9 protein-coding genes, 1 other RNA gene, 1 pseudogene and 1 other annotated feature are annotated in these 13,114 nt (G+C 49.4%); of the genes and pseudogenes, 8 read left to right on the top strand and 3 right to left on the bottom strand.

Features of this window, described 5'->3' with window-relative positions; all coding sequences use genetic code 11:
- Positions 1 to 210: 210 nt before the first annotated feature.
- Together D5E69_RS15565 and dtd are read left to right on the top strand one after the other, a co-directional pair.
- Positions 211 to 2,403 (top strand): RelA/SpoT family protein, encoded by a 2,193-nt coding sequence (locus D5E69_RS15565; protein ID WP_048006206.1) that lies wholly within the window; start codon positions 211 to 213, stop codon positions 2,401 to 2,403.
- 14 nt (positions 2,404 to 2,417) lie between these two features.
- Complete coding sequence (gene dtd, locus D5E69_RS15560) at positions 2,418 to 2,855, top strand: D-aminoacyl-tRNA deacylase (protein ID WP_148795561.1); 438 nt, start codon at positions 2,418 to 2,420, stop codon at positions 2,853 to 2,855.
- A 37-nt stretch (positions 2,856 to 2,892) separates the two neighbouring features.
- On the opposite strand, the gene D5E69_RS15555 is transcribed toward dtd, so the two are convergent.
- Positions 2,893 to 3,552 carry an N-acetylmuramoyl-L-alanine amidase family protein gene (locus D5E69_RS15555; RefSeq protein WP_430757485.1) on the bottom strand — a complete coding sequence of 220 codons (660 nt, stop codon included), beginning with the start codon at positions 3,550 to 3,552 and terminating at the stop codon, positions 2,893 to 2,895.
- A gap of 176 nt (positions 3,553 to 3,728) precedes the next feature.
- Positions 3,729 to 4,442: pseudogene (locus D5E69_RS24070) on the bottom strand (SH3 domain-containing protein); the annotation flags it as partial.
- Between the two features lie 202 nt (positions 4,443 to 4,644).
- Here D5E69_RS24070 and D5E69_RS15545 point away from each other — a divergent pair.
- The 4 genes from D5E69_RS15545 to ssrS all read left to right on the top strand — a co-directional run bounded on the left by D5E69_RS15545 (position 4,645) and on the right by ssrS (position 8,492).
- A complete protein-coding gene (locus tag D5E69_RS15545) occupies positions 4,645 to 4,797 on the top strand; it encodes an RNA polymerase subunit sigma-70 (RefSeq protein ID WP_311284338.1) in 153 nt (50 codons plus the stop codon).
- Positions 4,798 to 4,855: 58 nt separating this feature from the next.
- Positions 4,856 to 5,079, top strand: a binding site (T-box leader).
- A gap of 88 nt (positions 5,080 to 5,167) precedes the next feature.
- Positions 5,168 to 6,439: a histidine--tRNA ligase gene (gene hisS, locus D5E69_RS15540; protein WP_159129892.1), complete on the top strand. Its 1,272-nt coding sequence runs from the start codon at positions 5,168 to 5,170 to the stop codon at positions 6,437 to 6,439.
- A 24-nt stretch (positions 6,440 to 6,463) separates the two neighbouring features.
- Entirely contained in the window at positions 6,464 to 8,230 is a 1,767-nt protein-coding gene (gene aspS, locus D5E69_RS15535) for an aspartate--tRNA ligase (protein WP_063192001.1), read from the top strand.
- A 72-nt stretch (positions 8,231 to 8,302) separates the two neighbouring features.
- A non-coding RNA gene (gene ssrS, locus D5E69_RS15530) (6S RNA) lies at positions 8,303 to 8,492 on the top strand.
- 536 nt (positions 8,493 to 9,028) lie between these two features.
- On the opposite strand, the gene D5E69_RS15525 is transcribed toward ssrS, so the two are convergent.
- Complete coding sequence (locus tag D5E69_RS15525; protein ID WP_159129661.1) at positions 9,029 to 10,309, bottom strand: IS110 family RNA-guided transposase; 1,281 nt, start codon at positions 10,307 to 10,309, stop codon at positions 9,029 to 9,031.
- A gap of 370 nt (positions 10,310 to 10,679) precedes the next feature.
- Between D5E69_RS15525 and D5E69_RS15520 the strand changes: the two genes are divergently transcribed.
- On the top strand, positions 10,680 to 12,200 hold the full coding sequence (locus D5E69_RS15520) for a Na+/H+ antiporter NhaC family protein (protein ID WP_063192000.1): 1,521 nt from the start codon (positions 10,680 to 10,682) through the stop codon (positions 12,198 to 12,200).
- Between the two features lie 110 nt (positions 12,201 to 12,310).
- The gene (locus D5E69_RS15515) at positions 12,311 to 13,075 is read left to right on the top strand and encodes a tRNA threonylcarbamoyladenosine dehydratase (RefSeq protein ID WP_048006430.1); all 765 of its coding nucleotides are present in this window, start codon (positions 12,311 to 12,313) and stop codon (positions 13,073 to 13,075) included.
- Positions 13,076 to 13,114 lie beyond the last annotated feature (39 nt).

Below are 13,114 nucleotides of genomic sequence, written 5' to 3'. Positions count from 1 at the left end.
AGATATCCAGTTATGTAATCGTCATCATTCGACAAAACCAGATGAAATCTGAGAATTTTAACCCAAACCCTTTACATAATGGCTTTTTTTTTTGATAATAGTAACAATCGTTTCATTTTCATAACGCATCAATGCGTTCGAATAGATAGAGCATGTCGGTGCCTTTTATCAGGCACTGAACCAAATTTATATATAAAGGTGATTTTGATCATGGCGAAGGATCAAGTATTAACCCCTGAACAGGTTATTGATAAAACAAGAGAATATTTGAATGACGAGCATGTAGGATTGGTGGAAAAGGCATATGAGTATGCACGGGAAGCCCATAGCGAACAGTATCGCAAATCGGGTGAACCCTACATCATCCACCCGATTCAGGTGGCTGGGATCCTGGCAGATCTTGAGATGGATCCGGCAACTGTGGCTGCCGGTTTTCTTCATGATGTCGTAGAGGATACCGGGATATCCCTGCAACAGATCGAAGAGGACTTCAACGCGGAAGTGGCCATGCTTGTCGACGGGGTGACAAAGCTTGGTAAGATCAAGTACAAATCCCAGGAAGAGCAGCAAGCCGAAAATCATCGGAAGATGTTCGTGGCCATGGCAAGGGACATCCGTGTCATTTTGATCAAGCTTGCCGATCGTCTCCATAATATGAGGACACTCAAGCATCTTCCTCAGGAAAAGCAGCGCAGGATCGCGAATGAGACTTTGGAAATCTTCGCCCCTCTTGCCCACCGACTTGGTATATCCAAGATCAAATGGGAGCTCGAGGACACCAGTCTCCGATATTTGAATCCACAGCAATACTATCGCATCGTCAACCTCATGAAGAAGAAGCGTGCAGAGCGGGAAGAATACCTGGAAGAAGTCGTCGACGACGTGAAGGATCATCTCAGTGATGTGAAGATCATCGCCGATATATCCGGCCGTCCGAAGCATATTTACAGCATCTACCGGAAAATGGCCCTTCAGAATAAACAATTCAATGAAATTTATGACCTTCTGGCCGTTAGGATCGTCGTGGACAGCATCAAGGATTGCTATGCCGTCCTCGGCATCATCCATACGAGATGGAAGCCGATGCCCGGCCGCTTCAAAGATTACATCGCCATGCCGAAGCCGAATATGTATCAGTCACTCCATACGACCGTGATCGGGCCGAAAGGGGACCCGCTTGAAGTGCAGATCAGGACGCTTGAGATGCATGAGATCGCGGAGTACGGTGTCGCAGCCCACTGGGCGTACAAGGAAGGTAAGGAAGCCAATGAACCCGTTTCCTTCGATAAGAAGCTCTCATGGTTCAGGGAGATCCTCGAGTTCCAGAACGAATCGGCCAACGCAGAGGAGTTCATGGAGTCTCTTAAGATCGACCTGTTTTCCGATATGGTCTTCGTCTTCACGCCAAAAGGGGATGTCCTGGAGCTTCCGTCAGGATCGGTGCCCATCGATTTCTCTTACCGGATCCACTCTGAGATCGGGAATAAGACGATCGGGGCCAAGGTGAACGGGAAGATGGTCACCCTCGATTACAAATTGAAAACCGGTGATATCATTGAAATCCTTACGTCCAAGCACTCCTACGGACCAAGTCAGGATTGGCTGAAGCTTGCCCAGACCTCACAGGCGAAGAATAAGATCCGGCAGTTCTTCAAAAAGCAGAGAAGGGAAGAGAACATCGAGAAAGGCCGTGAAATGGTCGAGAAAGAGATCAAGGCACAGGACTTCGATGTGAAAGAGATCCTTACTTCTGAAAACATCAAGCGGGTTTTCGAGAAGTTCAACTTCTCCAATGAAGATGATATGTATGCTGCTGTCGGGTACAATGGCATCACCGCGGCGCAAATCGCCAACCGCCTAACTGAGAAGGAAAGAAGGAAACGCGAACAGGAAGATATTCTGGAAGAAACCGTAAAAGAGCTGAACGCACAGCCTCAGAAGCGCAAGAAAAAAGATGCAGGTGTCCACGTGGAAGGCATCGATAACCTGTTGATCCGCTTGTCCCGCTGCTGTTCACCGGTACCCGGAGATGAAATCGTCGGTTTCATCACGAAGGGCCGTGGTGTATCCGTTCATCGTTCCGACTGTACGAATGTCATGGCGGAAGGGGTGGAACAACGCCTCATTCCCGTTTCCTGGGAAAGCGATCGCTATGATCAGAAAGAGTACAATGTGGATATTGAAATTTCAGGATATGACCGTCGAGGTCTTCTGAACGAAGTGCTTCAAGCCGTCAACGAAACCAAAACGAATATATCGGCTGTCAGTGGAAAGTCTGATCGGAATAAAGTGGCGACCATCAATATGTCGATTTCCATCCATAATATCTCCCACCTCCATAAAGTCGTGGAGCGCATCAAACAGATATCGGATATCTATGCCGTGCGAAGAATTATGAACTGAAGGGGTTTTACGTAATGAAAGTTGTACTGCAAAGGAGCAAACAAGCATCCGTTACAGTGGACGGCGAGGTACAGGGCCGCATCCAGTCCGGACTCGTCCTCCTTGTCGGGATCACCCACGGGGATACGGAAGAGGAAGCGGCCTATATCGCGGATAAGGTCGTGAACTTAAGGATCTTCGAAGACGAGGATGGGAAGATGAATCATTCCCTTCTCGACCGCGGAGGAGAGATCCTGTCCATTTCACAGTTCACCCTCTACGGGGACACCCGAAAGGGCAGGAGGCCCAATTTCATGGGGGCTGCAAAGCCAGCAGAGGCAGAAGTCGTTTATGAGCGCTTCAATGCCATTCTGAGGGAGAAGGGCGTAAACGTGGAAACCGGTGTGTTCGGTGCCATGATGGATGTACAGCTCATCAATGACGGTCCCGTGACCCTGATTATAGAGAAATGAGCAAAAAGCCAGGGAGGCGGGCCTCCCTGGCTTTTTGTTAATTTGTAAAGTATTCGCTCAATCCGTAGTAGATGCTCGTGGCCGCAGTATCCTGGAAGTAGGCGGTATTCACATTCGCCTCTTCGGATGCATTGCTGAGGAATCCGAGTTCCACAAGGACAGCCGGGCGCATGTTTTCCCGGATCACATGGTAGTCACCGTTCCGGACCCCGCGATCGGCGTTCGGCATTCTTCCGGAGAGGGCAGAATGGACGGCCTCCGCCAAATCCTTCTGCTGTGAACCGTTATAATAGGTGGTATGCCCTGTGATGGACGAATCATAAATGCTGTCGAAATGAAGGCTGACAAACGCATCGGCCATATAATAATGAGATAATGATACCCTGGATGGAAGGGAAATGAATTCATCATTCCTTCTCGTCAGAATCACTTCTGCACCTGCACTCCTTAATTTGTCTGCCACAAGCTGAGCAGTCTTGAGGGTCAGGTTTTTTTCATGGGTGCCGTTGATACCTGTCGTTCCACCGTCACGCCCGCCGTGTCCCGGATCGAGGACGATGGTCTTGCCTTCGAGTCCGCCGGATGTTTCCGGAGCAGGAGATGTCCCGCCTTTTTTGCTCGAGACAATCCAGTTGGCCACAAACGCGCTTGCTCCGTCAGACAGCCGGATCTCATACCAGTCACCGGATGTCCCCACCACATCGAAGGTCGAACCGCTGCCGGCCCTTTCCACGACGCTTGCCTGACTGTCGGGCTTGTCCGGAGGTTGGTCCCATCATAAAGGATCGTGATGGAATCGGGAGCGCCTTCTGACATGGACGTTCCTTCCGTTTTCTCCTCTGCCTCTTCACCGGCCACTTTCATAAACCAGCCTGCCACCCAGCCATCTTCACCGTTTGATAGCTTGATCCGATACCATTCATTCGATTCTTCAAGGATGGAATAGGACTCACCGCGGGTGACTTTCCCGACGATGCCTCCGTTCAGTGAGGCCTCATCGCGTACAAGCAATGATTCGACGTTGACCGTGGCCGTCATGGAAGAATCGGATCCATCGCTACTTCCGGATTCCATACCCGATAAAGATAGATAGTCTTCGTTGATCCAGGCCGTACCACCCCGATATGAGATTTCATACCAGCCCTGTACACTTCCGGTGATCGACACTTCTTCCCCGGTTGATAGGGTCCCCAGGCGCTCGCTATCCGTCGATGGTGCCTTCCTTACATTGATCGAATCCTCGTTGGCCGTCCCGGTCAAACCTGACGCTGCCGGTGCTGCCGGGCTGTCCGAAGAATCCCCCTCGGTGACGAGCCACTCGGCTACCCAGCCTTCACCTTGGGGTGTATCGATTTTGTACCAGTCCCCGTCATTTCCGGTGACCGTGTACTCTTCTCCTTTAGACGCCTGCATGAGGACAGGATAGCTGAGTCCGGGACCGGTCCTCACATTGAGTGTAGGAACCCCGATGCTCACCCGCTCCCCGCCTGCGCTTGCCTTCACCGAAGTGAAAAGCGGAAGGAGGAGACAGATGACCAGGAAGGATATGTAGATTTTCTTGATGTGGACAACCTCCTCTCTCTTCATGAACATCACTAGTAGTATCGGACTGTCACGCGTTTTCTGAACTCATTTTGAAGAAAACACCATCAAAAATGATCCATACCCACATAAATACGAGATAAAAAATAAAATTCCTTTAATACGATAGAAATTTAGTCATTTGGAAAGGATAGATGGTAGGAATAGTGAAAGGAAGGGTACTATGCGATCAAGCGACAAGGCTTTTATGAATTCGACTAGTGAAAAAGCACTGTTTCAGACAGATTTTCACCAATTCATGGAAATGGAAAAAGGCGCATTGAACATGGAGCTCGCCTCTGAGTTCGGTCTGACGCTGAAGGATGTCCGCCTATTGAAAAAGAAAATGGAGAGGTCCTGACGAAACCCCTTGACATCAACCTGCCTCATCCGTATCATTATAGAAATAATATAGCTTTTTAAAACCGACGATCGAGAATAGTAGCTGGTCTCCACCTGCGAAGAGAGGAAATGCCCTGGGCTGCAAGCATTTCTGCAAGGTACTCCAGTGAATGAACACTCGGGAGGCTCCGCCCTGAAATGAAAGTAGGGGATGGACGTACCAGGCGTTAACTGGTGAAGTGGGAGTCTATTGGACTCCAATTAGGGTGGCACCACGGGAATAACAGCTCTCGTCCCTTGTATTTATTACAAGGGATCGAGGGCTTTTTTTATTGCCCCGATTTTGCGGGGACTTACATACCAAGGCTTTATGAAAAGGAGGAATCCCCTTGTCTATTCAAATACCAAGAGGAACACAGGACATTCTGCCCGGAGAAGTAGAGAAGTGGCAATATATCGAGAAGGTGGCGACCGACCTTTGTCGCGCTTATCAATACAATGAAATCCGTACGCCGATCTTTGAATCGAGCGAACTATTCACGCGCGGTGTCGGTGACACGACCGATATCGTACAAAAAGAGATGTACATGTTTGAAGATCGAGGAGGAAGAAGTCTGGCACTCCGCCCCGAAGGTACGGCATCCGTCGTACGTTCATTCGTAGGAAACAAGCTGTTCGGAAATGCGAATCAGCCTACCAAACTGTTCTATACCGGACCGATGTTCCGCTACGAGCGTCCGCAGGCAGGCCGCTACCGCCAGTTCGTGCAGTTCGGTGTGGAAGCACTGGGAAGTGAAGATCCGGCCATCGACGCAGAGGTCCTCTCACTCGCCATGGGCATTTACAAAAAGCTTGGACTCCGCAAGTTGAAACTTGTCATCAACAGCCTGGGTGATGGAGGCAGCCGTCAAGCGCATCGTGAAGCGCTGATCAATCACTTCAAGCCAAGGATCGGCGAATTCTGTTCCGATTGTCAGAATCGCCTGGAGAAGAATCCACTTAGGATCCTGGATTGTAAGAAGGACCGGGACCACGAATTGATGGCAACGGCTCCGTCCATCCTCGACTATCTGAATGAGGGATCCAAGGCCTATTTCGAAAAGGTACAATCCTATCTTACCAGCATGGATGTAGAGTTCGTCGTAGATCCGACTCTTGTCCGCGGCCTGGACTATTATAATCACACGGCATTTGAAATCATGAGTGAGGCGGAAGGCTTCGGTGCCATCACCACCCTTTGCGGAGGAGGACGCTACAACGGACTCGTCCAGGAAATCGGCGGACCCGAAACCCCGGGTATCGGATTTGCATTCAGCATCGAAAGGCTCATTGCGGCCCTTGAAGCCGAGAAGGTGGAGCTTCCGATCCATCAGGGCGTCGATTGCTATATTGTCGCCATGGGGGAAGAGGCCAAGGCTTATGGCGTAAAACTCCTTCATCAGCTGAGGGAAGCCGGGATTTCATCTGAGAAAGATTATCTCGATCGCAAAGTGAAGGCACAGTTCAAGAGCGCAGACCGCCATCAGGCAAAATACGTAGCCGTGATCGGTGAAAATGAACTTCAGGAAAACAAAGTGAACGTGAAGGATATGGCAACGGGGGAACAAGAGGAAGTGGCCATTGACTCATTCGTTGACCACATCAAGAGCAAGCTTGTCTAACATAATCGCCAGGAGGAGAAAAAAATGCCAAAACGAACAACCTATTGTGGAAACGTAACGGAATCATTCATCGGTGAAACGATTACCATCAAAGGATGGGTGCAAAAACGACGTGACCTTGGAGGTCTGATCTTCATCGATCTACGCGACCGTGAAGGGATCGTGCAGGTCGTATTCAATCCCGACCTTTCACAGGAAGCCCTCGAACTGGCGGAAAGGATCCGCAATGAGTATGTCATTTCCGTTACCGGATCAGTCGTGGCACGCGGAGAAGGAACCGTCAACCCGAACCTGAAAACCGGAAAGATCGAAATCCATGCTGAAGACGTCCAGATCATCAATGAAGCGAAGACACCTCCGTTCATGATCGATGATCAAATGGAAGTATCCGAAGATGTCCGGTTGAAATACCGTTATGTGGATCTCCGCCGTCCGGCCATGGCCGAGACGTTCAGGATGCGCCATAATGTCACGACGTCATTCCGCAGCTTTCTGAATGAGAATGGATTCCTTGACGTGGAGACACCGATCCTGACGAAGAGCACGCCGGAAGGGGCACGTGACTATCTTGTACCGAGCCGCGTTCATCAAGGGGAATTTTACGCCCTTCCGCAATCGCCACAGATTTTCAAACAGCTTCTGATGGTGTCCGGATTTGACCGTTATTATCAAATTGCCCGCTGTTTCCGTGATGAGGATCTGCGTGCAGACCGTCAGCCTGAATTCACCCAGATCGATATGGAAATGAGCTTCATGGAGCAGGAAGACATCATCCTCTTGGTGGAAGAGATGATGGCGAAGCTCATGAAGGACGTGAAAGGCCTTGACATCGACTCCGTCTTCCCGCGCATGACGTATGATGAAGCCATGAGCCGCTATGGATCGGATAAGCCGGATACCCGTTTTGCCATGGAACTCATCGATGTATCCGAGATCGTGAAGGACTCAGGATTCAAGGTATTCGCCGGTGCCGTTGCTGGCGGTGGTCAAGTGAAACTGATCAACGTGAAAGGGGCCGCTTCCAACTACTCAAGGAAAGATATCGATGGCCTCACTGAATTTGTCTCCCGCTATGGAGCAAAGGGGCTCGCATGGTTGAAGGTGGAGGAAGAGGGCCTCAAAGGCCCGATTTCCAAATTTGTATCGGAAGAGGATGCATCCAACCTGTCTTCTGCGGCACAAGCAGAAACAGGGGACCTTCTCCTATTCGTCGCAGACAAAAAATCCGTGGTGGCCGATGCCCTTGGAGCCCTTCGACTTAAGCTCGGTAAGGAACTCGGTCTGATCGATGAGTCCGTATTCAACTTCCTATGGGTGACAGACTGGCCGCTTCTTGAGTTTGATGAAGGAGACAACCGCTACTATGCAGCCCATCATCCTTTCACCATGCCGGTGAGGGAAGATCTAGAGCTTCTTGAGACCAATCCGGGAGAAGTCAGGGCACAGGCTTATGACCTTGTCTTGAATGGGTATGAGCTTGGCGGTGGATCCCTCAGGATCTATGAGCGTGACATTCAGGAGAAAATGTTCAGCGTCCTCGGTTTCTCAAAAGAAGAAGCAAATGAGCAGTTCGGATTCCTATTGGAGGCATTCGAGTACGGAACACCTCCACACGGCGGGATCGCCCTCGGCCTTGACCGCCTAGTGATGCTCCTTGCAGGGCGCTCAAACCTTCGCGATACCATTGCATTCCCGAAAACGGCCAGTGCAAGCTGTGTCCTTACCGATGCACCTGGAGGCGTAAGCGAAGCCCAACTGAAAGAACTCTCTCTATCACTCGATGTTGAATGATGTCGGAAATTCTACACCGGCTGTGAATTGCAAATCGGGCCGCCCGTATGCTATGATGATGTCAATAACAGACGAGTCCTGATGTGTCCGACGTTTAAACCTATCAGTTTTGACCGAACACTTCAAACCTTGGGAGCTTGACTTTCCGCTATGCGTTCATGCCTCGCTTTAAGAGGACTAACAAGTAGTGGAATAAAGCACCCACCTGCCGAGAGCGGGTTCAAAACAAAGGAAACGCAGCGACGGCACGATTGGGACTCGTTCCACAAATGGATATTTAATCAAGGCTGGGACAAAAGTGTCTTAGTCATAGTAAAACCCGCATTCACTTGCCTGCAATCAGGCAAATGAATGCGGGTTTTTAATTTGTTTCAGGACCATTACTCCAGCGGGTGATGGGAGTGCAAGACGAAGACTCCCTCGGAAAAAGTTATTATGACGGGTGTTCCCAACACTTTTCTTAGGTGAAAAATTTTTTTGAATATCCTTTCGGATTTTCTTCATTCCTTCATTTATCATTTATTCAAAATAAAGGGGATCGAGCCTACGCGTTGCGTCAGGAGATTGGATAAATCCCCCCTTTTTAATTCTTATGGGCACCTTTGATCTCTGCTTGTTAAGGGGACTCACCCTCCCATATCTCCTGGCATCTATGTGCTCACATTCCTTCGTTGGGTCTCGCCTTAACGCAGAGGCCAGCTTATGCTCCTGCATGGACTGATCTAAGATGATCGTCGAAAGTCTTGTGTGTGCCGGCTTCTCAGTGTCTAGGTTGTTTTAATTAAGCGAGCGTAGATGTTACGCAGCTTCTTGATTACCAAAGAAGGAGATATCAGCTACCATACGTTCTTCATTGAATGTTTCGCCCCTTTTGCTTAAACCATGAAGGACTTGAATCAATTTCCGACATAGGATTAACAACGCTTCTTTCTTAGCGACGGGGTGTTCGCGATGTTCACTATAGTAATCGTACAGGGACCGAAACGCTGGTATGGCGTGTAAAATCGGGAAAATCGCCTTATATATCAAGGAGCGTAGCCGTTTCCGCCCGCGTTTCGACAAGCGTTTGTTCCCTTCTTTTTTTCCCGAGGAATTGGTGACTAACGTAAGACCCGCTAATTTAAGGATTTGGCGTGGACTCTTATAGTGTGAAAAGGCTCCTATTTCTGAAAGGATCTCTACTACGGTGTTTTCTCCAATACCAGGGACCGAAAGGAACAGATCGAAATCTGTCATCTGTTTCGCCAACGTCACTAACTGCTTTTCTATGCTTACCAGTTGTTCTTCAAGCAGCTTCATCTGTGTCAATAGAATTTGGATTTCTGCCCGTGCCATTTCAGGACTCTCCTGATAGCCAATAGATGTGGCCGCGACATCAAGAAGCTTAGTAAGGTTTTTAACCGAGAAATGCTTACCTCCCAGGTTCTTGAGGTTCTCCAAGAGCTTCTCAGGATCTTCTCTCACAAGGTCTTCCGGAAGAGGATAAGAAGAAAGAACAGTGGAGGCGTTCATTCCAATGGACTTATAAACCGAAATAAACTCAGGGAAGTATAGATCAATCCATCGCTTGATCCGGTTTTGAGTCGACGCTCCTTGTTTTTTCAGACGAGCCCTAAATGCCGAACCATGACGCAACTCTGCTTCAATAGGAGTCATGTCACGAGGAATACTGTAATAGCCTTGCGGTATCATCTTGGCAATGACACGAGCGTCTTTCGGATCGTTTTTACTCTGTAGGTTGTCATCCAATTCTTTGGTTTGCTTCACATGGAGAGGGTTGACGAGAACAAAGCGAATGCCCCGATCCGTAAGGTACGAGGATAAATTCATCCAGTAATGACCGGTAGGTTCAAATCCAACGACTACATTCTTCTTTTGATGAGATTCCATCACCTTTAGGATGGTAGCGTAAAAGGTTTCAAAGCCTTGTCTGGACTGACGGAATGAGAAGCTTTTCTTGACCTCCCTACCTCGTTCATCCACTGCGCAGGCATAATGTACACACTTGGCGATGTCGACGCCAATCACCAATGTGTCCTCAGAAATTTGATTAATGCGTTCATTTCGATTATCATGCATGTTAAAGATCCTCCTTTTTGTGTGTGGCTTCGCACCTGCATCATAAAGGAGGATCTTTTTTTGTGCAATAGGTCCATACTTTCCCCACAGGAATAGCTCCTGCGGGAAGAGTGGCTGAGGGGGCTCAACGGCTAACCGAGGAAAGCGAAGTTTTGCACGGAAATCATGAGCGGTATAAAGAACGATAATGGTACCTTTTTAGTCTTGTCCCAACCCCTGTTTTATTTTTTTGCGGTCCGAAGGAATCTAATGATGGTTAAAGATACATTAAAATGAATAAATATCATAAAAACCATTGCAGAAACTGTCGACAAGCCCTATACTTTTTAAAGGTAATCTTTGCTAACTTTACATCATAGGAGTGGTCAACATGGAACATATGGGCTGGTTATCCTTACTGCCGCCGATCATCGCCGTGCTACTGGCGGTCATCACGAAAAATGTCATTATTTCTTTATTCTCCGGCGTATATGTCGGGGTCCTCATGCTTGTCGGCGGGAGGCCTCTTGAGGCCACGATGGAAACCATCGGGGAATTCATGTTCCCTCAGGTGGCAGACAGCTACAATGCGGCTGTCCTCGTCCTTCTTTTCTTCATCGGTGGATTCGTCGCCCTCATGGAAAAGTCAGGAGGAGGAGCGGCCCTTGCCAATAGTGCCACCAATCTGATCAACTCAAAAGCCAAAGCCCAGGTATCCGCCTGGATCGGTGGCATCATCATCTTCTTTTCTGATCTCGGGACGCCTCTGATCGTTGGCCCCGTTTTTGAAAAGATATTTGATAAAGTGAAAGTATCCAGGGAAAAGCTTGCGTGGATTATCGATTCCACTTCTTCACCGGTGGCGGTGCTCGTTCCGTTCATCGGATGGGGCGTGTACATCATGGGATTGATCAAGAAGGAATTTGACCATCTTGATATCACCACCTCTGAATTCAGCACGCTGATTCATGTGATTCCGTTCCAATTTTATGCTCTCCTTGCCGTCACGATGGTGCCTCTGGTCGCACTATTGAAGCTCGACTTCGGACCGATGAAGTCGGCTGAGGACAGGGCAGACGCGGGCGAACTCTATTGGAAAACATCGAAGCCTCTGAGAAAACCGGAGGATGGGGGATTGAAGCCGAGTAAACCGGTTTTGATCTGGCTCCCCCTCTTGATCCTATTCGTCACGCTCTTCGGTCTCCTGGCGTCAAAGGGCTTCCCGTTCAAACCCGTGGAAGGCAGTGCTTTCAGGGTGGCACTGAGTACCGCCTATCTATTTGCGGCCATCTCCCTGATCATCCTGATGATTGCGTACAAATTGAAGACATTCAATGAAATCTTCGAAATCTATACAGGGGGTATGCAAAAGATGGTGTATGTCGCCGTGACCCTTGTGCTTGCTTGGTCGCTCAGCAAGGTGATCAGCGAAATGGGGACGGCGTCTTACATTGTCGAACTGGTGAAGGGGAATATCCCCGCCTTCATCATCCCGGCCATCCTCTTCCTTGTAGGAGCAGGGATGTCCCTTGCTTCCGGTTCTTCTTGGGGTACATACGCCATCATGCTTCCGATTGCCATCCCCATGGCGGTCTCACTTGATGCCCAGCTTCTCGTATGCATCGGTGCGGTTCTATCCGGGGGGATCTTCGGAGATCACAGTTCACCCATCTCGGACACGACACTCCTATCATCAACAGGTGCCGGGGCGGATCATATCGATCACGTGAAAACCCAATTCCCATATGCGGCAGTGAATGCAAGCATCGCACTCATCGGTTTCGTCATCGCCGGACTGACAGGGAACCCGTACACCATCATCATCCTCCTGGCAGGCTTGATCGCGTTGATGCTGATCCTCGGGAAACGAAGGAATTCCAAGCTTCGGCACTCACAGGAAATGAACTCCTGATGGGACAAAACTCCATTGAGATTGAACGCAATATATTGATTTTCAGTGCTCAATCCTTTATTCTAATTCAGAATAAACCTAGTTGAATACTTACAATGGAGTTGATCATGTTGCTTCACCAGTTCTCACGTAATGAGTTAGCGATTGGTAAAGAAGGTCTTCAGACCCTTAAGAATAGTACAGTGGCCGTTCTCGGGATCGGCGGCGTCGGTTCGTTCGCGGCCGAAGCCCTTGCCCGTTCCGGAGTAGGGCGCCTTGTCCTCGTCGATAAGGATGATGTGGATATCACAAATGTGAATCGTCAGGTGCATGCCCTGCTTTCCACCGTCGGCCAGCCGAAGGTCGACCTGATGCGGGACAGGATCAAAGATATCAATCCCGACTGTGAAGTCATCGCCCTCAAGATGTTCTACACGGAAGAAACGTATGAAGAGTTCTTCCATTACGGACTTGACTTCGTAGTGGATGCATCCGATACGATCTCGTACAAGATCCATCTCATGAAAGAGTGCCTGACGCGTGACATCCCGCTCATCGCATCCATGGGCGCTGCGAACAAGAATGACCCGACCCGCTTCCAGATTGCGGATATCTCCAAAACCCATACGGATCCCATCGCCAAGGTCATCCGGACCCGTTTGAAAAAAGAAGGGATCAAAAAAGGGGTTACGGTCGTCTTCTCCGACGAGAGTCCGATCGTCATCCGTGAAGAAGTGCGGAAGGAAGTGGGGAAGGATGATGCCAAAATCCGTAAAGCACAGCTTCCGCCTTCATCGAACGCGTTCGTGCCGTCTGTGGCCGGCCTCATCGCAGCAAGTCATGTCATCAATCAGCTGTTAAAAGACATTGAAATCAGACGCGTGAAAGATAAATAAGGAATCGAAAGGCCCGTACCTCCCTTGAGGCACGGGCCT

This window comes from Rossellomorea marisflavi, from assembly GCF_009806575.1.
GTDB classification, from domain to species: domain Bacteria; phylum Bacillota; class Bacilli; order Bacillales; family Bacillaceae_B; genus Rossellomorea; species Rossellomorea marisflavi_A.
Note: the sequence above shows the minus strand (reverse complement) of the source record. Positions and strands in the feature narration are given on the sequence as shown.

Bases quoted from the DNA above. Each gene is read 5' to 3' on its own strand.
- D5E69_RS15565 (WP_048006206.1), top strand. From the start codon at position 211: ATGGCGAAGGATCAAGTATTAACCCCTGAACAGGTTATTGATAAAACA.
- dtd (WP_148795561.1), top strand. From the start codon at position 2,418: ATGAAAGTTGTACTGCAAAGGAGCAAACAAGCATCCGTTACAGTGGAC.
- D5E69_RS15545 (WP_311284338.1), top strand. From the start codon at position 4,645: ATGAATTCGACTAGTGAAAAAGCACTGTTTCAGACAGATTTTCACCAA.
- aspS (WP_063192001.1), top strand. From the start codon at position 6,464: ATGCCAAAACGAACAACCTATTGTGGAAACGTAACGGAATCATTCATC.
- D5E69_RS15525 (WP_159129661.1), bottom strand. From the start codon at position 10,309: ATGCATGATAATCGAAATGAACGCATTAATCAAATTTCTGAGGACACA.
- D5E69_RS15520 (WP_063192000.1), top strand. From the start codon at position 10,680: ATGGAACATATGGGCTGGTTATCCTTACTGCCGCCGATCATCGCCGTG.